Origin of the sequence: Pseudomonas izuensis (assembly GCF_002356535.2) — a bacterium.
Classification (GTDB): Bacteria; Pseudomonadota; Gammaproteobacteria; order Pseudomonadales; family Pseudomonadaceae; genus Aquipseudomonas; species Aquipseudomonas izuensis.
In genome coordinates, this window is sequence record NZ_AP017423.2 from 5,385,637 (window position 1) to 5,405,725 (window position 20,089).

At 58.9% G+C, this 20,089-nt stretch carries 20 protein-coding genes and 1 pseudogene; 6 read left to right on the forward strand and 15 right to left on the reverse strand.

All coding sequences use genetic code 11. The features are described from left to right. Positions 1-65: 65 nt before the first annotated feature. From LAB08_RS30830 to LAB08_RS23990, 6 genes and pseudogenes are all read right to left on the reverse strand, one after another. Positions 66-605 (reverse strand): methyl-accepting chemotaxis protein, encoded by a 540-nt coding sequence (locus tag LAB08_RS30830; RefSeq protein ID WP_436799365.1) that lies wholly within the window; start codon positions 603-605, stop codon positions 66-68. Between the two features lie 6 nt (positions 606-611). Next, positions 612-1,385, reverse strand: a pseudogene (locus LAB08_RS30835) (PAS domain-containing protein); the annotation flags it as partial. 579 nt (positions 1,386-1,964) lie between these two features. Then, positions 1,965-2,978, reverse strand: a complete 1,014-nt coding sequence (locus tag LAB08_RS23975) for an ABC transporter substrate-binding protein (protein ID WP_096509392.1) — start codon at positions 2,976-2,978, stop codon at positions 1,965-1,967. Next, the gene (locus LAB08_RS23980) at positions 2,975-3,520 is read right to left on the reverse strand and encodes a sigma-70 family RNA polymerase sigma factor (RefSeq protein ID WP_096509391.1); all 546 of its coding nucleotides are present in this window, start codon (positions 3,518-3,520) and stop codon (positions 2,975-2,977) included. The genes LAB08_RS23975 and LAB08_RS23980 overlap by 4 nt, the downstream gene beginning before the upstream one ends. A gap of 237 nt (positions 3,521-3,757) precedes the next feature. After that, a complete protein-coding gene (locus LAB08_RS23985) occupies positions 3,758-4,549 on the reverse strand; it encodes a phosphate/phosphite/phosphonate ABC transporter substrate-binding protein (RefSeq protein ID WP_096509390.1) in 792 nt (263 codons plus the stop codon). A 141-nt stretch (positions 4,550-4,690) separates the two neighbouring features. Continuing rightward, positions 4,691-5,632, reverse strand: coding sequence for a fatty acid desaturase (locus LAB08_RS23990; RefSeq protein WP_096509389.1), 942 nt, complete (start codon positions 5,630-5,632; stop codon positions 4,691-4,693). Between the two features lie 330 nt (positions 5,633-5,962). On the opposite strand from LAB08_RS23990, the gene LAB08_RS23995 reads away from it, so the two are divergent. Then, positions 5,963-6,400, forward strand: coding sequence for a GNAT family N-acetyltransferase (locus tag LAB08_RS23995; RefSeq protein WP_096509388.1), 438 nt, complete (start codon positions 5,963-5,965; stop codon positions 6,398-6,400). Between the two features lie 125 nt (positions 6,401-6,525). Here the strand turns inward: LAB08_RS23995 and def are convergent, their stop codons facing one another. From def to LAB08_RS24010, 3 genes are all read right to left on the reverse strand, one after another. Beyond that, the gene (gene def / locus LAB08_RS24000) at positions 6,526-7,065 is read right to left on the reverse strand and encodes a peptide deformylase (RefSeq protein ID WP_096509387.1); all 540 of its coding nucleotides are present in this window, start codon (positions 7,063-7,065) and stop codon (positions 6,526-6,528) included. Beyond that, positions 7,062-8,024, reverse strand: a complete 963-nt coding sequence (locus tag LAB08_RS24005) for a YihY/virulence factor BrkB family protein (protein ID WP_096509386.1) — start codon at positions 8,022-8,024, stop codon at positions 7,062-7,064. The genes def and LAB08_RS24005 overlap by 4 nt, the downstream gene beginning before the upstream one ends. A gap of 176 nt (positions 8,025-8,200) precedes the next feature. Then, positions 8,201-8,392, reverse strand: coding sequence for a CsbD family protein (locus LAB08_RS24010; RefSeq protein ID WP_096509385.1), 192 nt, complete (start codon positions 8,390-8,392; stop codon positions 8,201-8,203). A 199-nt stretch (positions 8,393-8,591) separates the two neighbouring features. On the opposite strand from LAB08_RS24010, the gene LAB08_RS24015 reads away from it, so the two are divergent. Further along, positions 8,592-8,969 (forward strand): hypothetical protein, encoded by a 378-nt coding sequence (locus LAB08_RS24015; protein WP_096509384.1) that lies wholly within the window; start codon positions 8,592-8,594, stop codon positions 8,967-8,969. A gap of 154 nt (positions 8,970-9,123) precedes the next feature. On the opposite strand, the gene fadD1 is transcribed toward LAB08_RS24015, so the two are convergent. Both fadD1 and fadD2 read right to left on the reverse strand, forming a co-directional pair. Continuing rightward, a complete protein-coding gene (gene fadD1 / locus LAB08_RS24020) occupies positions 9,124-10,824 on the reverse strand; it encodes a long-chain-fatty-acid--CoA ligase FadD1 (RefSeq protein WP_096509383.1) in 1,701 nt (566 codons plus the stop codon). Between the two features lie 349 nt (positions 10,825-11,173). Beyond that, positions 11,174-12,862, reverse strand: coding sequence for a long-chain-fatty-acid--CoA ligase FadD2 (fadD2, locus tag LAB08_RS24025; RefSeq protein ID WP_096509382.1), 1,689 nt, complete (start codon positions 12,860-12,862; stop codon positions 11,174-11,176). A 272-nt stretch (positions 12,863-13,134) separates the two neighbouring features. On the opposite strand from fadD2, the gene LAB08_RS24030 reads away from it, so the two are divergent. Beyond that, positions 13,135-14,079, forward strand: a complete 945-nt coding sequence (locus tag LAB08_RS24030; protein ID WP_096509381.1) for an alpha/beta hydrolase — start codon at positions 13,135-13,137, stop codon at positions 14,077-14,079. Positions 14,080-14,121: 42 nt separating this feature from the next. Then, entirely contained in the window at positions 14,122-14,592 is a 471-nt protein-coding gene (locus LAB08_RS24035) for a MaoC family dehydratase (protein WP_096509380.1), read from the forward strand. 124 nt (positions 14,593-14,716) lie between these two features. On the opposite strand, the gene LAB08_RS24040 is transcribed toward LAB08_RS24035, so the two are convergent. Then, positions 14,717-15,184 carry a ferritin-like domain-containing protein gene (locus LAB08_RS24040; RefSeq protein WP_096509379.1) on the reverse strand — a complete coding sequence of 156 codons (468 nt, stop codon included), beginning with the start codon at positions 15,182-15,184 and terminating at the stop codon, positions 14,717-14,719. A 203-nt stretch (positions 15,185-15,387) separates the two neighbouring features. Between LAB08_RS24040 and LAB08_RS24045 the strand changes: the two genes are divergently transcribed. Both LAB08_RS24045 and LAB08_RS24050 read left to right on the forward strand, forming a co-directional pair. Further along, positions 15,388-15,624, forward strand: coding sequence for a DUF3820 family protein (locus tag LAB08_RS24045; protein ID WP_096509378.1), 237 nt, complete (start codon positions 15,388-15,390; stop codon positions 15,622-15,624). Positions 15,625-15,656: 32 nt separating this feature from the next. Continuing rightward, the gene (locus LAB08_RS24050) at positions 15,657-16,838 is read left to right on the forward strand and encodes an aminotransferase class V-fold PLP-dependent enzyme (protein ID WP_096509377.1); all 1,182 of its coding nucleotides are present in this window, start codon (positions 15,657-15,659) and stop codon (positions 16,836-16,838) included. A 195-nt stretch (positions 16,839-17,033) separates the two neighbouring features. On the opposite strand, the gene LAB08_RS24055 is transcribed toward LAB08_RS24050, so the two are convergent. Genes LAB08_RS24055 through zwf form a run of 3 tightly spaced genes read right to left on the reverse strand, consistent with a single transcriptional unit; the run spans position 17,034 to position 19,886 of the window. Then, positions 17,034-17,699 carry a bifunctional 4-hydroxy-2-oxoglutarate aldolase/2-dehydro-3-deoxy-phosphogluconate aldolase gene (locus tag LAB08_RS24055; RefSeq protein ID WP_096509376.1) on the reverse strand — a complete coding sequence of 222 codons (666 nt, stop codon included), beginning with the start codon at positions 17,697-17,699 and terminating at the stop codon, positions 17,034-17,036. A 17-nt stretch (positions 17,700-17,716) separates the two neighbouring features. Beyond that, complete coding sequence (pgl, locus tag LAB08_RS24060; protein WP_096509375.1) at positions 17,717-18,430, reverse strand: 6-phosphogluconolactonase; 714 nt, start codon at positions 18,428-18,430, stop codon at positions 17,717-17,719. Continuing rightward, complete coding sequence (gene zwf / locus LAB08_RS24065) at positions 18,417-19,886, reverse strand: glucose-6-phosphate dehydrogenase (protein WP_096509374.1); 1,470 nt, start codon at positions 19,884-19,886, stop codon at positions 18,417-18,419. Before zwf ends, pgl begins: the two co-directional genes overlap by 14 nt. Positions 19,887-20,089 lie beyond the last annotated feature (203 nt).

Genomic DNA, 20,089 nt, shown 5'->3' on the forward strand with positions numbered 1-20,089 from the left:
CGCGATGGCGATCTCACGACCGCTATCGCGGGCAAGCCTTGCTCCTACAGGGTTCACGTTGCCTTTTAATTCAACTGTAAGGTCGAGTTGAATTGGCTGATCGCATCCACCACATGCCGCGAGCCCTGCTGAATCTCCAGAATCACCTCCCCCGCCTCGTTCGCCAGTTCCACGCCGAGCCCGGTTCGACTCAGGCTCGACTGCATGCTCGACACGGCGCTCACCGATAAATCGTGGTTCTTGCGCACCACATCAACGATCTCCACCGTCGCCTGGCTGGTGCGCGCAGCGAGGCTGCGCACTTCATCGGCCACCACCGCAAATCCGCGTCCATGCTCGCCAGCGCGGGCTGCCTCGATGGCGGCGTTGAGCGCCAGCAGGTTGGTCTGATCGGCGATACCACGGATGGTTTGCACAATGGTGCCGATGATGTCGGACTGCTTGCTCACGGCATCAATGCTCAGCGCCGCTTCGTTCAAGTCTTTGGAGATGTCCTGAATGATCTTCACCGTCTGCTGCACCACCTCGGAGCCCTTGCGCGCGCAGACGTCGTTTTGCACCGAGGTGCTGTGGGCCGATTCTGCGGCAGTTTGCAGGGTGGTCATCTGGCTGGTGATATCGCTGGCGAACTTCACCACTTTGTAGAGCCGCCCCTTGGCGTCGAACAACGGGTTGTAGGACGCTTCCAGGAAGACTGTATGACCGTGCTTGTCCTTGCGTTCGAAACGGTGCGAGTGATATTCGCCGCGATTGAGTGACGCCCAGAATGCCTTGTAGGCCGGTGACTCGGCTTCGGCACGGTGGCAAAACAGGCTGTGGTGCTGCCCGACGACTTCATTGAGCGAGTAATGCATGGTCTTGAGGAAGTTTTCGTTGGCCGTGATCACCTTGCCGTCCGGGGTGAATTCAATCACCGCCATGGAGCGACCGATCGCCGCCAGCCTGCTTGCGTTTTCGTGTTCCTTGTTGACCCTGTCGGTGATGTCCGTGGCGACTTTGATCACACTGCGCACCTGGCGATCTGGGCCGTACACCGGCATATAACTGGCTTCGAGCCAGATCTCCCTGCCGCTTTTGTTCAGGCGCAAAAAGGTGCCGCTGACCGCTTCGCCACGGGCCAGATCACGCCACAATTTGGCGTACTCCTCGCTGCGGTAAAAGGCCTCTTCGCAAAATATCCGGTGGTGTTTGCCGCGTACCTCGTCGGCGCCGTAACCCATGGCGTTGCAAAAATTTTCGTTGGCATCCAGCACGAAGCCGTCGGGCGTGAACTCAATCATTGCCATTGAACGACTGACTGCGGCCAACTTGGCATTGGCTTCGGTCAGCGCACAACTGAAGCGTTCGATTTCCAGCAAGTCAGCCTTGTTATGCAGGTTGAACATGTTCGTTTCACCCCGAGCGCGGTCTTTTGATTAATGAAAGTAACGGGTCTTTCACATCCACCACTACGTTAGCGGGAACAGGTGCGCGCGCTCCCCCCCCAAAAGAAGGAGACTTGTCAGGTCATTGTTTGATGTTGAATCGGAGGGTCCCTATTGCGACGTCCTCATCAAGACATCCCTTTCTCGATAGCCCGGAGCCGGGCAAGCCCTAACGCGCTCATAAGAAAATTCCATTTAGCGTTTCACTCCCTGTCGTTCCGTGTGGGTGCCTTGGTTTGCGCACTCTCGGGGTCTCAATCCTTGTCATCCGATTGTGACCGACATATTTAGTTACGAGTGAGCATAGACAGGAGACTGGGCTTAGCAAGGCCACTAGTCGGCCACTATCGAGGACAAAATCGGTTCAGCTACGAGAGAGGAAGGATCAGCGGCAGGGGTGAGGTAGCGTTGGTCGCACACTGGGTGTAAGGCTGGAGACCATTAGCGAGCAGGCTCGCTCCCACATTCGATCTGTGTCGTTCACAAACCCAATCTGGGAGCGAGCCTGCTCGCGAAGGCTATGGGTCAGGTACCACTCAATTACAGATTTGCACTCACCTTGCTGGCCACCTCCCCCGGCACCCAGCCCTTCCACACCTGCGGCTGCTCACGCAAAAACGCTTCGGCCACTTCACGGGGCTTCTGCCGTTTTTCGCTCATCTGCCCCAGGGTCCGGTTCAGCAGATCGATCGGCAGGTCGACCTTTTCGAAGAACGCCACCAGGTCCGGGTACTGCGCCTTGAACGGCGCGGACACGCCGATGGCCAGGCTGGCCGGCATCGAACGGGTGCCTTTGGGGTTCGGGTTGTTGGCATCGGCCAGGGTTTTCCAGGCTTCGGCGTCGAACGGCGGTTCGTCGAGCTTCACCAGTTTGAAGCGCCCTAACAGCGGCGTCGGCGACCAGTAGTAGAACAGCACCGGTTTGCCGCGCCGGATCGACGATGCCACCTCGGCATCCAGCGCTGCGCCGGAACCGGTACGGAAGTTGACGAAGCTTGCCGTCAGGTCGTAGGCCTTGAGTTTCTGGCTGTTGACGATCTCCGAGGTCCAGCCAGTGGGGCTATTGAGGAAGCGCCCGCGATTCGGGTCTTCGGGGTCGCGGAACACGTCCTTGTACTTCGCCAGGTCTGCCACGGACTTCAACTGCGGCGCCAACGGTTTGATGCCGCGCTCCGGGTCACCCTTGATCACGTATTCCGGCACCCACCAACCTTCGGTAGCGCCCTTGACCGTGTCGCCCAGACCGAACACTTTGCCCTCTGCGGCAGCTTTGACCCACGCCGGACTGCGCCCGGCCCACTCCTCACCGATCACTTGAATGTCATTTTTGGCCAGCGCCGCTTCGAGGCTGACGGTGCTGCCCGGCAAAGTATCGGTCGGGTAGCCATAACCTTTTTCGACGATCAGGCGCAGGATCTCGGTGATGAGGCTACCGCTTTCCCAAGTGATGTCACCGAAGTGGATGGGCGCGGTTTTTTCTGCCGCCGGTGCCTGGTTGGCCATCAGGCTCAGGGCCAGCAGCGAACTGCCGAGCAGGGTTTTGATCGATCTCATGCGGACCTCTTGTCAGTAAGGCGGTTCAGGAATTGATTGGCGCTGTGGCGGTCGCACAAGGCCTGGGAGCGGGTCATGTAGACGCTGACCGAACGCAGGGAAATACCCAGCTCGGCGGCGATCTGCGGGTAGGTCAGGCCATCGACCCGCGACAACAGAAAGGTGGCCCTGACCTTGCCCGGCAGGCGCGCCAACGTGCGGTCGAGGCCATGCAGCGCCTGGGTCAGTTGCGCCAGTTCTTCGGGCGAAGGCGTTGAAGGTTGATCAACCTGTTGCAGTTGATCCAGATGCCGGCGCTCCAGGTCGTGGCGGCGCCACAGTTGATAAATCAATCGACGGGCGATGGTGGTCAGCAAGGCGCGGGGTTCGCGGATCGACACCGGCTGCGGTGCTTCGAGCAACTGCACGAAGGCTTCGGCGGCAATGTCTTCGACGCTGGCGGCGGTGCCCAGGTAGTGGCGCAATCGAGCGCACAACCAGGGGTAATGGGCGCGGAACAGTCGGCCCACGTCATTGCGATGGGAAAGGTCGGTGCCGGACATAGTGGCTCCAGAAGTTAGGGGTCGCTGAATGTCCGGTCGTCCGGTGACGCGATCCTAGCAAGGAGCCTTATTCATTAATAATATTTAAAATTCATTTTTATATTCTTTTATTGAATATAAAAATAGAGGTGCCTGGCCGATTGCTTTCGCGAGCAGGCTCGCTCCCACAGGTCCACAGAACACCTGTGGGAGCGAGCCTGCTCGCGAAAAGGGATCTGTCGACACCACCCTCAAACCTTATCGCACCCGCCCGTACCCCAACGCTTGCGCTTCCTGCTGGTAATCGAGAATAACGTGGTAGTCGCTTTCACTGGCCGGCAATACTTCCCGCAAACCAAGCACCTCTGCCACCTCCGGCAAATCGCCCAACGCCTGATTCATCACCTCCCGAATTTCTTCAATCTGTTCATCACTGACACCCGCAGCGGTGATGTACGGCAACGTCGGGCTCAAAGCACTGCGAGCGACACCCCGTAACCCGGCCACCTCCTCGGCGGCGTAACGTGCCAGATACGCGTAGGTCACGCTGTCGATGGCCGCCAGGTCGGCAAGGTCTTCGCGCAACCAACGCAGGCTTTCGCGGTGGCTGCCACTGATACCGACGCAGGCAAAAAACTGCCCGTCCCGATGCAACGGCGCCAGTCGATGGCGCAACAGGTTCATGCCGCTGTTGGAGTCTTCACCATTGATCACGCCACGGCTGCCATGAAAGTCCGGCAAGGTTCGCCGTGGATTGTCGGCGCGACTGAGTAACAGACTGCAATGGTTGCCGTCGCTGCTGTCCGGCAGTTCGTAGCGTGGACGCCCGAGGATCCGGACCTGGCCGCGCAGCGCGGTCATCAACGGATAACCGCAGGTTTGCGTCAGGAGTAACTGCGGTGACCGCCAAAGGTCCATCAACGACAGACCCTCAGCGTCGCGGCGGGTGGCGCCGAGTCGCTCGAGGATGCGCGTCAGCCAGCGCTCGTTGGCCTGGCGAATGGGTTCAGGGGCGACATACATCAGCAATTCGGCGATTTTTTGAGCCATCAGATTCGTCCCATGCAACGAAGTACCCTGTGGGAGCGGGCTTGCCCGCGATTACTATTTCACATCCAACACATCTGGCGACTGATTGATCGCTATCGCGGGCAAGCCCGCTCCCACAGGGTTAGTAGTGGTGGCTTTAGATCAATGAAACGGATGCCGTGGGCTGTCGATCGCCTTCACCCCATTCTCCCGCCACAACTGCCCATACCCCCGCACCAGAAACCCGCCGCTGCGCGCCAGCCATTGCTCGCGACGCGCGCGGTAGGCCCGTGGCAAGTCGTACCAGGGCAACCCCGGCAAATCGTGATGCACCAGGTGCAGATTGAGGTTGAGGAACAGCCAGCGCCAGGGCCACGCCGCTTCGTTGATCACGGTGCGCTGCTCCGGCGCCGTGTGCGGGCGATGTTCATAGTAGGAGCGAACCATTGCAACCGACAGCGCCGGTACACTGACCAGCAACAGGTAATGCCACACCGGCAATACGCTGTAGTGCGCAATGAACAGCAGCATCAGCCATGTCAGCGCACCATGGCTGAGCCACATCAGCCAGGCCTGGCGCTCACCGGTCTTGAGTCGATGCAGCTCCTCCCGAGCCAGCCCCAGCAACGCCAGCGGCGCACCGAGCACGAAGCGGCCGAGCACGGTTTTGTTCAGCCAGTGCAGGCCTCGTTCGAACAGCGAACTGCCCTGCCACTGTTCGCTGCTCAAGTAGCGGCTTTCCGGATCGCGGCCCGGGATGGTCAGGTCTTCGTCGCGGTGATGCAGCAAATGGCTGTCGCGATACAGCGTATAGGGATACCACACGGCGAACGGCGCATAGCCGAGGACCTTGTTCAGCGCCGGCCAGCGGGTCGGATGACCGTGCAGCAGTTCGTGCTGCACCGACAGCCAGAGCACCACCACGGGAATCAGCAACAGGGTGCACCACCAAAGACCCAATGAATGGCTGTTCAGAACGATGGCGAACCAGGCGCCGTACACGCCGATCAACAGCAACCAGGTCGGCCACTCGGTGCGGGCGGTCAGGCGCTGGCGCAGGGTTTCGATGTCTTCTCGGTGGGCGTTATCGAAGTAATGGGACATGGCGTTGCTCGGATCGGGGACCAGTCCCCTTCTGTGCAACGACACTGGGATTTCTTGCAGATTATTTTCAAATGACCGCTCCCATGCAGAGCGTGGGAGCGGTCCATCGGAGCAGGATCAATGCCCGAATACGTTCAACTTCTTGGCCTTTTTGTCGGCACGTTTTTCAATGGCGGTTTTCGCCGGTTTTTTCTTCAGCTCTTTTTTTGATTCCATACCTTTAGACATGATGCGTACTCCACTCGCGAGGGATGTGAGATCAGGTATACACCTATCCCGGCGTGCGCGTTCTTTTATAATCGCGCGCTTGCCCTCCAACAGTTTAGTCCTATGCACAGCACCCATTACGCCCAACTCGATGAGCCCCTCTGGCCGTTGATGAACAAGTTCTATCGTGCCCACCAATCGTCGATGAAAGCGGTGCGCGACGCGCAACTGTGGGTCGCAAGGCGTGACGAGATCATCGCGGCGCTGTGTTTGCGCCCGGTGTCGGGTGGGCATTGGCTGACGGGTTTGTTTGTCGATCCGGCTTGTCGCGAGCAAGGTGTCGCCGCTGCCTTGATCGCTGAGGCGGTGAAAGGACTTGAGCTGCCGGTGTGGTTGTTCTGCCATCCGGACTTGCGTGGGTTTTATGAGCGCCGTGGGTTTACCTTCGACCCGCCGATGCCCTACGCCATGGTCGAGCGCTTGAGCCGTTATGCTCGCAGTAAGCCGATGATCGCCATGGGCCTGGAACCGTTAGTCAGGTCCACCGCCGATAATGTGTGATCTTCCCCGGAACTCAAATGTGGGAGCGAGCCTGCTCGCGAAAGCGGAGTGTCAGTCGACATCAATATTGACTGACATATCGCCTTCGCGAGCAGGCTCGCTCCCACAGGGGTTTTGTGGTGAGTTCAGTCATCCGCATTCGGATCAAGGTCCGGGAACATCACTTCGGTGAACCCGAACTTGCTGAAGTCGGTAATGCGCGACGGGTACAAGCGACCGATCAGGTGATCGCATTCATGCTGTACCACCCGCGCATGGAACCCGGAGGCGATGCGCACGATGGGTTCGCCCTTGGGGTCGAAACCTTCATAGCGGATCTGTTGATAGCGATCCACCGCGCCACGCATGCCAGGCACCGACAGGCAACCTTCGAACCCCTCTTCCATAATCGGGCTCAGCGGCGTGATCAAGGGATTGATCAGAATCGTCTGCGGCACGGCTTCCGCGTCCGGGTAACGCTCGCTGTGCTCGAAACCGAAGATCACCAGTTGCAGGTCGACGCCGATCTGCGGCGCGGCCAGGCCGACCCCGCCAACACTTTCCATGGTCTGGAACATGTCGTCGATCAGTTGCCACAACTCGGGGCTGTCGAACATGTCAGCCGGCACCGGTGGCGCGATGCGCAGCAGGCGCTCATCGCCCATTTTCAGAATTTCACGGATCATTTGATGACTTCGTCAGTGGGTGGCTTCACGGAGTGATCCCGGCCCAGCCCGGAAACATGGTGTTTTTCTTCGTGGACGGGACCGTGCTCACCGGCGACTTTTTCGCCAGGGTCTTTACCTTCGCGCGACATGTGTTCGATCACCGCATTCATCTCGGCCCCGAGCAGCAGCACCGCGGCGGATATATAGAAGTACAGCAACAGCACGATGATCGCGCCGATACTGCCATACATGGCGTTGTAGTTGGCGAATTCCTTGACGTACAGACCGAAGCCCAGGGACGCGATGATCCACACCACCACTGACAGCACCGAACCCGGCGTGATGAAGCGAAACTCCTGTTTGACGTCGGGCATGACGTAATAGATCAGCGCCACGGCGACCATCAGCAAAATCACGATCACCGGCCAGCGCGCGATGTTCCACAGCGTGACGATGAAGTATTCAAGACCGACTTGCGCGGCGATCCAGTTCATCACCTGCGGCCCCAGCACCATCAGCGCGGCGGCGACCAACAGCATGCCGGCGATGCCGACGGTGTAGATGATCGACAGCGGAAAACGTTTCCACGCCGGCCGGCCTTCAACCACATCGTAGGCGGCGTTCATCGCACTCATCATCAAGCGCACACCGGCCGAAGCCGTCCACAAGGCAATCACGATACCCACGGACAACAATCCGCCCTTGGATTGCTGGAGCTGGTCGATCACCGGGTTCACCTGCTCCAGCGCCTGGGGCGGCAGCACCAGTTCCGACTGCAGGCGCAACCAGGAAAAGAAGTCGGGCAAATGCAGGAAGCCGATCAGGGCGATCAGGAACAGAATGAAAGGAAACAGTGAAAACAGCATTTGATAGGCCAGCGCCGAGGCATAGGTCGACATCTCGTCATCGACGAACTCGGTGACCGTGCGCATCATCACACGGTGCAAAGGCAGGCCTCTCATGTCCGGGAAAATCATTCGCGTCTCCATTCGCCGCATTACAGGATGGGTGGAATTGGTGCGTCTCAGGGGCCGTTTTCTTTCATCAAAGTAGCCTACCTGGCGACTTTGAAACAATTTCGTCGATCTAGTTCAGGCTGACACAAAAACGGCCATCCGTGGATGGCCGTTTCTTCCGCTCCTTGAAGGCCGTATCACGCTTTATCGACACCTTTCTTGATCGCGTCCTTGGCTTTGCCGATGGCTTGCTGGGCCTCGCCTTTCCTTTCCTGAGCCTTGCCTTCAGCTTGCAGATTGGGGTTATTGGTGGCCTTGCCAACGCCTTGCTTGACGTTGCCAGCGGCTTCGTTGGCCATGCCTTTTACTTTATCGCTTGTGCTACCCATGGTGTTTCTCCTGTGAACAATTCAATGAGAAAAGTCGTTACATGAGGTTGACCGGGGGCGTTTGCACGGAGTTTCATTTATTTTCACCAGGACATTTCATCGTTCAATGCAGGTTGGGCTTTATGTTTGCCCGGCAACCCCCGAGAATGCGCAACGTATTCAGGCCCTGGCGCTGAAGATCCAATCCCGTAGGAATGTTATGAAACTCGATAAAAAGCAGGCCATTGCCCGCAGAAATCAGGAACTCGGCGGTGCTGTGCTTGGCGTCAACAACTGCCACTTCACCGAACTGAACCGCAACCGCAACATCTGGTGGTTCGACATCCCGGTGTCGCGCCTGGCCGTTGGTCAGTACGAGTGGATTCACCTGCTGATGCATACCCCCGATACGGACGAACTGCTGCACCTGAAAGTGCCGACAGTGTTCCTGCGCGAGAAGCTCGAAGGCCTGGTGGTGCGTAACCAGGGCAAGCGCAAGGCGGCCCTGAGCCTGGAACTGAGCGCCGACAAGGACTCGTACCTGCAGGACATGCGCCCGGCGGGCACCAACGTCAATTTCGCGCCGTTTCGCATGTAGGAGCGAGCCTGCTCGCGATGGACGTCAACGATGACGCGGACTGCCTGGATGTCCGTGTTGTCTGGGCCTATTTCGCGAGCAGGCTCGCTCCTACAGAGGATCGGTGTTGCCAGCCGACCAACAAAAAGCCCCGCATCTGCGGGGCTTTTTTTGATCACACAGTCGCTTTCTTCGCGTTGATCTTCTTCAGTTCTTCATCGCGCAATTCCCGACGCAGGATCTTGCCGACGTTGGTGGTCGGCAGTGCATCGCGGAACTCTACGGAGCGTGGGACCTTGTAACCGGTGACGTTGGCGCGCATGTGCGCCATCACCTGTTCCTTGGTCAGGGTCACGCCCGGTTTGGCGACGATGAAAATCTTGATCGCCTCGCCCGACTTCTCGTCCGGCACGCCGATGGCCGCGCATTGCAGCACGCCTGGCAGGGTTGCCAGCACGTCTTCCAGCTCGTTCGGGTACACGTTGAAACCGGAGACCAGGATCATGTCTTTCTTGCGATCGACGATGCGCATGTAGCCATCCGGCTGGATCAGCGCGATGTCACCGGTCTTCAACCAGCCTTCGCTGTCGAGGATTTCATCGGTGGCTTCCTGGCGCTGCCAGTAGCCCTTCATCACTTGCGGACCTTTCACACACAGTTCGCCGATTTCGCCCATGGGCTGTTCAGCGCCAGAATCACTGATGACTTTGCACAGGGTCGATGGAACCGGAATGCCAATGGTGCCGACCTGAATGTTCTGGATCGGATTGACGGTGGCTACCGGGCTGGTTTCAGTCATGCCGTAGCCTTCGCAAATGGCACAACCGGTGACCGCTTTCCAGCGCTCTGCCGCCGCCAGTTGCAGGGCCATGCCGCCGGACAAGGTGACTTTCATCGCCGAGAAATCCAGCTTGCGGAAGCCTTCGTTGTTGCACAGGGCCACGAACAGGGTGTTGAGACCGACAAAACCGCTGAACTTCCACTTCGACAGTTCCTTGACCATCGCCGGCAAATCGCGCGGGTTGCTGATCAGGATGTTGTGGTTGCCGATCAGCATCATCGCCATGCAATGAAAGGTGAAGGCATAGATGTGGTACAGCGGCAGCGGCGTGATCAGGATCTCGCAGCCCTCATTGAGGTTGGAGCCCATCAGTGCCTTGCACTGCAGCATGTTCGCCACCAGGTTGCGGTGGGTCAGCATGGCGCCCTTGGCCACGCCGGTGGTGCCGCCAGTGTATTGCAGGACCGCGACATCGCTGCTGGCCGGGTTGGCTTCGGCCACTGGCTGACCGTGGCCCTTGCTCAATACGTCGTTGAACTTGACGGCTTTTGGCAAGTGATACGCCGGCACCATCTTCTTCACGTACTTGATCACGCTGTTGACCAGCAACCGCTTGAGCGGCGGCAGCAGGTCCGCGACTTCGGTGACGATGACGTGCTTGACCCCGGTTTTCGGCACGACGGCCTCGGCCAGGTGCGCCATGTTCGCCAGGCAGACCAGGGCCTTGGCACCGGAATCGTTGAACTGGTGCTCCATCTCCCGTGCGGTGTACAGCGGGTTGGTATTGACCACGATCAGCCCGGCGCGGATGGCCCCGAAGACGGCGACCGGGTACTGCAGCACGTTGGGTAATTGCACGGCGATTCGATCGCCCGGTTGCAAATCGGTATGCTGTTGCAGGTACGCGGCAAAGGCACCGGACAATTCGTACAGTTCACCGTAGGTGATTGTCTTGCCCAGGTTGCTGAAAGCCGGTTTGTTGGCGAAGCGTTGGCAGGATTGCTTCAACACTGCCTGAATATTCGGGTACTCGTCTGGATTGATGTCGGCAGCAATTCCAGCTGGGTACTTATCCTTCCAAAAGTCTTCGTTCATGGAAGCCCACTCCTCAGCAACGCGAATTCAACACCGCATTTGATGCGATTATTATTGGTGTTTGTCTATAGGTGAGTCTGGCTTTTTACTAGGCCGAGAAGTCACAAAGCGCGCCGAGAGTAGCAGCTTTGAATAGGGTCGCCTAGAGCCAAAAGCGGCCTCTACGGTCACATTTATGACTCAAGAATGGCAATCAGTCATTTTAGAGTAAAAAACCTATATGTCGCTGAAAGCCCCGTAAATCGGGGCCTCCAAAAAAAATCGCGAGCAGGCTCGCTCCCACAGGATCACCGAAATCCTTGTGGGAGCGAGCCTGCTCGCGAACGCGCGAAGCGCGGCCATTCACCGATCAGGCGATATCGCGCAACTCCCGCCGCAGAATCTTGCCCACCGGCGTCATCGGCAACGACTCACGCAAGACAATGTGCTTGGGCACTTTGTACGCCGTGAAGTTTTCCTTGCAGTAGGCCTTGAGCTCTTCAAGGCTGACCCCCGCTTCACGGGCCACCACGAATAACTTCACCGCCTCCCCCGAACGTTCGTCGGGCACACCGATCACCGCGCAGTTGGCGACTTTCGGGTGAGCCATGACCACGTCCTCGATTTCGTTCGGGTACACGTTGAAACCCGAGACGATGATCATGTCTTTCTTGCGATCGACAATGCGCACGAAACCGTCCGGGTCGATCACCGCAATGTCGCCAGACTTGAACCAGCCCTCGGCGTCCAGTACTTCGTTGGTCGCCTCGGGTTTCTGCCAGTAGCCCTTCATGATCTGCGGGCCTTTGATGCACAGTTCGCCACGCTCGCCCAGCGGTTGTTCGACGCCCTCGTCGTTGATCACCTTGAGCGTGGTCCCCGGCACCGGCAGGCCGACCGTGCCGATGCGCGATTGATCGCCATAGGGGTTGGTGCAAGCCACCGGCGAGGTTTCGGTCAGGCCGTAGCCTTCGGTGATGCGGCAACCGGTCAACTGCTCCCAGCGCTCGGCGGTGGCCTTGACCAGCGCGGTGCCGCCGGAGTTGGTGAGCTTGAGGCTGGAGAAGTCCAGGGTCTTGAAATCCGGATGGTCCATCAGGGCCACGAACAGCGTGTTAAGCCCCAGCAACGCCGAGAACCGCCAGTTTTTCAGCTCCTTGATAAAGCCACCGATGTCCCGCGGATTGGTGATCAGCACGTTGTGGTTGCCGGTTACCATCATGCACATGCAATTGGCCGTGAACGCATAGATGTGGTACAGCGGCAGCGGCGCGATCATCACCTCCTGCCCTTCGCGCAGCAGCGACTGGCCGTCATTGGTAAACTGACTGAGGCAGGCCCGTGCTTGCTGCATGTTGGCCACCAGGTTGCCGTGGGTCAGCATCGCACCCTTGGCCAGGCCGGTGGTGCCGCCGGTGTACTGCAAGACGGCGATGTCATTGAGGCCAACCTTCAGCGGCTTGATGGGCTGGCCTTTGCCCAGGCGCAGCGCACTTTTGAAGGAAATAGCCTGGGGCAAGGCATAGGCCGGAACCATTTTCTTGACCTTGCTCAGCAGCGTGTTGACCAGCCACCCCTTGGCGGTGGGCATCAGGTCGCCCATCTTCGCTTCGACCAGGTATTGGATGTCGGTGTCGGCCAGCACTTCCTGGACTTTCTGCCCGAACATGTTCAGGTACACCAGCGCCCGGGCACCGGAATCCTTGAACTGATGACGCATCTCCCGCGCGGTATATAGCGGGTTGGTATTGACCACGATCAGCCCGGCGCGCAAGGCGCCGAACACGGCGATCGGGTATTGCAGGACGTTTGGCATCTGCACCGCGATGCGATCACCCGGCACCAGGTCGGTGTGAGCTTGCAGATAACCGGCGAACGCTGCGCTGTAGCGTTCCAGTTCGGCGTAGGTCAGGGTGACACCCATGTTGCTGAACGCCGGGCGATCAGCAAATTTCTTGCAGGAACGTTCGAACACCTCGATAACCGACTTGTACTCAGCGACGTCAATGTCCAGGGGCACGCCGGCCGGGCGCTTGTCATTCCAGAAATCAGGTTGCATTGTTCTTGTCCTCTTTACCTGAGCCTATCCGGGCCGCTTTTCTGTCATTTCTCTTTCTTGTTGCTCAAAAAGCAGAAAGCGAAAAGCGGAGCTTCACGGACACTAGCAGCTATGTCGAATCAGGCAAATATGCGGATGTGTGTCATTGATTTTGTGAATCTTGCTGCCGCGACGCGGCCTGATCAGGCGTCCGGTGAAGGATGCGCTATAACCTTGAGCGGCAAGCTTTTAGCTGCAAGCGGCAAGCTCTATGTCCCGACAAAGGAATCGCGATGATCCACGATACATTCTGGCTGACCACCAGCGACCGCAGCCGTCTCTTCGTCAACCAGTGGCTGCCCGCAGACAAACCCCGGGCCGTGATCCTGTTGGCTCACGGCATGGCGGAACACAGCGCTCGCTACGGGCGCCTGGCAGAAAAGCTCTGTGCCCAGGGCTACGGCGTGTACGCCCCGGATCTGCGCGGACATGGCAAAACTGCCGAAAACGGGACACTCGGCCATTTCGCCGACAATGACGGTTGGGCCAAAGTGGTGGGTGATCTGGCGTGCCTCAACCAGCACATCGGCCAACAGCATCCCGCCACACCGATCGTGTTACTGGGCCACAGCATGGGCAGCTACATCGCCCAGGGGTATCTGTTGCATCACAGCGCCAGCCTGCACGGCGCCATTCTCAGCGGCTCGAACTTCCAGCCCGTGGCGCTTTATCGCGCTGCCCGCCAGATTGCCCGTTTCGAACGTCTGCGCCAGGGCCCCAAGGGACGCAGCGCGCTGATCGAGTGGCTGACGTTCGGCTCATTCAATAAGCCATTCAAACCGATACGCACCCAGTTTGACTGGCTCAGTCGCGATCCGGCCGAAGTCGACCTGTACGCCAACGACCCGCTTTGCGGTTTCCGTTGCACCAATCAGTTGTGGATCGATTTGCTCGGCGGGTTGCAGCAAATCAGCAAAGCGTCCAATCTCGCCCAGATCGACCCGGGCCTGCCGTTGCTGGTGATCGGCGGCGAATGTGATCCGGTGAGCGAAGGCAAGCGTCTGAAAGATCTGGCCGGCGCCTTGCGCGAGGCCGGCAGCCAGAGCCTGCAACTGACCATTTACCCACAGGCTCGGCACGAATTGTTCAATGAAACCAACCGCGATGAAGTGATCGCCGATGTGCTGGCCTGGATCAACCAGACACTGAGCAATCCCCGGCCACACCGAACCGAATAGTTTTTTTGTGAATCTTTTTATTCGTCACAGGAATCGAGACAGATGACCCAGGTTACCAACACCCCCTACGAAGCCCTCGAAATCGGCCAGACCGCCAGTTTCAGCAAGACGGTCGAAGAGCGCGATATTCAGCTGTTCGCCGCGATGTCGGGCGATCACAACCCGGTGCACCTGGATGCCGAATACGCCGCCAGCACCATGTTCAAGGAACGTATCGCCCACGGCATGTTCAGCGGTGCGCTGATCAGTGCGGCAGTGGCCTGCGAACTGCCAGGGCCGGGCACTATCTACATTGGTCAGCAGATGAGCTTCCAGAAGCCGGTGAAAATTGGCGACACCCTGACCGTGCGTCTGGAAATCCTGGAAAAACTGCCGAAATTCCGCGTGCGCATTGCCACTCGCGTGTTCAACCAGCGCGATGAGCTGGTGGTGGATGGCGAGGCGGAAATCCTGGCGCCGCGCAAGCAGCAATCGGTGACCTTGACCGAGTTGCCGGCGATCAGCATCGGCTGATTCGCCGCACATCAAAATGTAGGAGCGAGCCTGCTCGCGAAGGGGCCGTGTCAGTCAATATTGATGTCGACTGACACTCCGCTTTCGCGAGCAGGCTCGCTCCCACAGTTGTTACTGGCGAGGCTTATGAACGTGCACGCGCCTGGTTACGCAGGGCTTTTACCTGATCGTGGTTACGTTGCACACCGTGATACTGACGCTCGACGATGTCACGAATCCCCACCAGGTTGTGCTTGTTGATTTTTTCCATGGCTTCACGATAAGCCTTCAGTGCATGGTCTTCACCACGCTCGGCTTCGTTGAGCACAGCCTCTTCGCCCTTGCCGGTGAACATCGACTTAACGTCGACCCAGCGACGGTGCATGTCGCCGCTGACACTGGTGGACGTTTCCGGATCGCCACCCATCGAACGCACGGCACTTTGCAGTTCCGCGGCAGCCTTTGCACATTCAGCGGAACGTTGCACGAACAGGGTTTTGAGTTCAGGGTGTTTGATGTCTTCAGCGCAAGTCTTGAACCCTTCCTGACCGTCCTTGCTGGTTTCAATCAGGTCATTGAGTACAGAAATCGCTTCTTTATTCATATCGGTCATTTTTCAATTCCTTGCGGTTGATGAAAGATGCAATTAAACGATGCACCCTGCATGCCAGCTTCGGACCGCAAAATTAACCGTTATTTATCAATCATTTAGACTTATTCAAAAAATCTGTATCCGTTTTTTTTGCATGATCTGTCAATTGGCCTGCATGCAGAATGCCTGTATTTTCCCGACCATTGAATCAAGACGACTGAGTCATGAACCCTGAAAAGCTCGAACTGCTGGTAACCCGTGAAATGCCCTTCGGCAAATACAAAGGCCGAATCATTGCCGACTTGCCGGGCCCGTACCTGAACTGGTTCGCCCGGGAAGGTTTCCCCCATGGCGAATTGGGCGGCCTGCTGGCGCTGATGCAGGAAATCGATCACAACGGCTTATCGGAATTGCTCGAACCGCTACGCGCCAAACATGGCAAACCTGCGCCTCGCCACTGATTCACTCATCCCGCCCCTGATTGAGCAGCCCCATGCCCGATAACACCCGCCGCGCCCGTGACGAAGCCTTCTGGCAAACCTTTGCCGACCGCTACGACCTGCAACTCGGACCGATCAATCTGGAAAACGGTTACTTCGGACGTATGTCACGTACCGTGGTCGAGGAGTATCAGCGCAACATTGAACTGATCAACCGCGGCAATTCGGTTCATGTCCGCCAGCGTTTCGAACAGGGTGAAAGCCTCAAGATACAAGCACAAGTGGCCGGGCTGATGGGTGTGCCCGCGCAGGCCGTCGCCCTCACCCGCAATGCGTCGGACGGTTTGCAGTCGCTGATTCGCAACTACAATCGCCTGCAACCGGGGGACCAGGTACTGATTTGCGATCTGGAGTACGACACCGTCAAGGGCGCCATGCGCTGGCTGGCGAAACATCGCGGTGTCGAGGTGATCGAGATCGAACACCTGCACCCCGCCAGCTTCGACAGCTTGCTCGCTTCCTACCGTGAAACCTTCGCCCGCTATCCTCGACTCAAGCTGATGGCCCTGACCCACGTCACCCATCGCACCGGCCTGGTGATGCCGGTGCAGGCCATTGCCGCTGCCGCCAGGGAGCATGGCATCGATGTGATCCTCGACGGCGCCCATGCCTTGGGTCAGTTCGAATTCAATCTCATTGACCTGGGCATCGACTTTGCTGCCTATAACCTGCACAAGTGGATCGGTGCGCCGCTGACCTTGGGTTTTATCTACATCGCCCCCGAGCGCCTGGCCGACATCGACCCGGACATGAGCGAAATGCATTTCCCGGTCACCGACATTCGCGCCCGCACGCCCTACAGCACACCGAACATCCCTGCCCTGCTGACTTTGCCGCTGGTGCTGGAAGAGCATCACGCCATGGGCGGCGCTGCGGCCAAGGGATCGCGACTGAACTACCTGCGCAACCTGTGGGTGCGCGAGGTACGCGAACTGCCGGGCATCGAAGTCCTGACACCGGATGATCCGCGACTGTATTGCGGCATCACGTCGATGCGCTTTACCGCGCAGGATGATCAACAGGCGATGGTCGAGCGGCTGCTCAGCGAGTACAACCTGTTCACCGTGGTGCGCAGTGGTGCGGCGTGCGGCCCGTGCATCCGGATTACGCCCGGGTTGACCACCACCGCTGAGCACATGAAGCGCCTGGTCACTGCATTGACGGAGCTGCGCTGACCTGTGGGAGCGAGCCTGCTCGCGAAAGCGGTGTGTCAGCCACCACAAATGTTGAGTGTTACGCCGCCTTCGCGAGCAGGCTCGCTCCCACAAGGATTCGCGCCAAGCATTTTTTCGCAGGCAAAAAAAAACGGTGCACCGACCAAGCGCACCGTTAAAGCCGTAAAACACACAACTACGTGTCGGGTGAAGCGATCAGTCCAGCAGTGCCAAGGCCTCGGCGGTGCATTCCTGAATGCGGGCCCAGTCGCCGTTCTTGATCCACTCCGGATCAAGCATCCAGCTACCGCCCACGCACATGACGTTTTTCAACGCCATGTAGCTCTTGATGTTGGCAGGTCCCACGCCGCCGGTCGGGCAGAATTTCACCTCGCCGAACGGGCCGCCCAGGGCCTTGATGGCCGCAACGCCGCCGCTGACTTCCGCCGGGAACAGCTTGAAGCGGCGATAACCCAGGCCGTAGCCTTCCATGATGCCCGAGGCGTTGCTGATGCCCGGCAACAGTGGAATCGGGCTGGCGACGCTGGCTTCCAGCAGGTCGCGGGTGATGCCCGGAGTGACGATAAACTGCGAGCCCGCCGCTTCGGCCGCGGCCAACATGTGGCGATCGAGCACGGTGCCGGCACCGGTCACCAGTTCCGGACGCTGTTCACGCAGGATCTGGATGGCCTTGAGGCCGAACTGCGAACGCAGGGTCACTTCCAGGGCGGTCAGGCCACCGGCTGCGAGGGCATCGGCCAGCGGCAGGACGTCCTGCTCGCGGGCGATGGTGATCACCGGCAGGATTCGCGCCTTGGCGCAGAGGCTGTCGATCAGGACAACTTTATCCGCCATGGAAACGGTCGGGGATGGGTTTGTCATAGCGGCTGTTCCTTGGCTCATGGGCACCAGTAAATCTCTAACGTGGGTTGCAGAAATGCGCGCACCGGCATTTCGGCGACATCGTCACCGGCCAGCGCGAAACTCAGGGTGGTCAGCTTGGACTGACCGGAAATCGACAGGATTTTATGTTTGGCCGAAGCCAGCAGCGCACGACTCATGGTCAGGCGCTGATGCGGCACGGTCGGTGCCAGCATCGGGTAGCAGCGACGGCTGCCGTCAGCCTGAAGGGCTTCGGCCAGGTTCGGGCTGCCGGGAAACAGCGACGCGGTATGACCGTCGTCGCCCATGCCGAGCACCAGCACGTCGATCGCCGGCAATTCGGCGAGCAAACGGTCGGCGTGTTCGGCCGCCTGTTCCAGGTTGGCGCTGGCGCTGTACAGGCTCAGGAACTGCGCCTTGGCCGCCGGGCCTTGCAACAGATATTTCTTGATCAGGCCGGCGTTGCTGTCGGCGTGCTCCACCGGCACCCAGCGCTCGTCCGCCAGGCTGACCACCACGTTCGACCAGTCCAGCGCCTGCTTGGCCAGGTGCTGGAAAAACGCCACCGGGCTGCGACCACCGGACACCACCAGGGTCGCGGTACCCCGGGCGTCGATAGCCTCGCTCAGTTGTTTGGCCACGTTCAGTGCCAGGCCTTCGGCCAAGAGCACGGAGCTCTTGAACGAATGGGCGCTGACGCCCCGGGGCAGTTTCAAATCAGATATCGCCATACCACGACCTCCCATCCCGCGTGATCAGAGCAATGGAGCTCATCGGTCCCCAGGACCCTGCCGCGTAAGGCTTGGGCGCATCACCGGATTTTTTCCACCCGGCGATCAACTGGTCACACCACTTCCACGCGGCTTCGATTTCATCTTTACGGACAAACAGGTTCTGATTGCCGCGCATCACTTCCAGCAACAACCGCTCGTAGGCATCGGGAATCCGTGCGCTGCGCCAGGTGTCGGAAAAATTCAGCTGCAACGGGCCGCTGCGCAGTTGCATGCCCTTGTCCAGGCCTTGATCTTTAGTCATCACGCGCAAGGAAATGCCTTCGTCCGGTTGCAGGCGGATAATCAGTTTGTTGCTGATTTGCAGGCGCTGCTCGGGAGCGAAGATGTAATGCGACGGTTCCTTGAAATGGATGACGATCTGCGACAGCTTTTGCGGCATGCGCTTGCCGGTGCGCAGATAGAAAGGCACACCCGCCCAACGCCAGTTGCGGATATCGGCACGCAGGGCGACGAAGGTTTCGGTGTCGCTCTGGGTGTTGGAATTGGGCTCTTCCAGGTAACCCGGCACCGCCTTGCCTTCGCTATGGCCGGCGATGTACTGGCCGCGCACCACCTGGGTGGTCAGGCCCTCCGGACTGATCGGCGCCAGCGCCTTGAGGACCTTGACCTTCTCGTCGCGGATGCTGTCGGCGGACAGATCGGCCGGCGGGTCCATGGCGATCAGGCAGAGCAGTTGCAGCAGGTGATTCTGGATCATGTCCCGCAGCTGGCCGGCCTTGTCGAAGTAGCCCCAGCGGCCCTCGATACCGACCTTCTCGGCCACGGTGATTTCCACGTGGGAGATGTAGTGCTGGTTCCACTGGGTTTCGAACAGGCTGTTGGCGAAACGCAGGGCAATCAGGTTCTGCACCGTCTCCTTGCCCAGGTAGTGGTCGATGCGATACGTGCGGTTCTCCGGGAAGAACTGCGCCACGGCGTCGTTGACCTTGCGCGAGGATTCCAGGTCCGAACCGATCGGCTTTTCCAGCACCACGCGGGTGTTTTCCGCCAGGCCGACCTTCGCCAGGTTCTCGCAGATCGCACCGTACACCGCTGCCGGCGTGGCGAAATAGGCAATGACCCGTTGCGCGCTACCGGCCAGCTCAGCCAGGGCCACATAGTCTTCGGCCTTGAGGAAATCGACGTGCAGGTAGCTCAGCCGCGCAAGGAAGCGCTCGACCACGGCTTCGTCCAGCTCTTTGGCACCAACATAGCGGCGCAGCTCGGAGGCAATGAATGCCAAATGCTCCTGCTCGCTGCCAGCCTCACGGGCCAGCGCGATGATCCGCGTGTCCTCGTGCAGCAGGCCGGCACCATCGAGTTGATAAAGGGCAGGAAACAGCTTGCGCAAGGCCAGATCGCCGAGGGCGCCGAACAAGGCAAAGGTGCACGGTTCAACCGTAATCGAAGGCATGATGTTTGTTCTTTTATCAAGTTAAGCTACAAATACCTTTTTTCAAGGCATCACTCAAGGGAAAATGTAGTAATAACCACAACATTTTCGCAAAATACAGATTCCGAGTGGTGGTCGGTCGGAGCCATCAGTAGGATAGGCCACCGTTACGGGCCGCATCAAAGGCCCTTTTTGCATTAGCCGTGCGCTTATCGGCGCAGGTG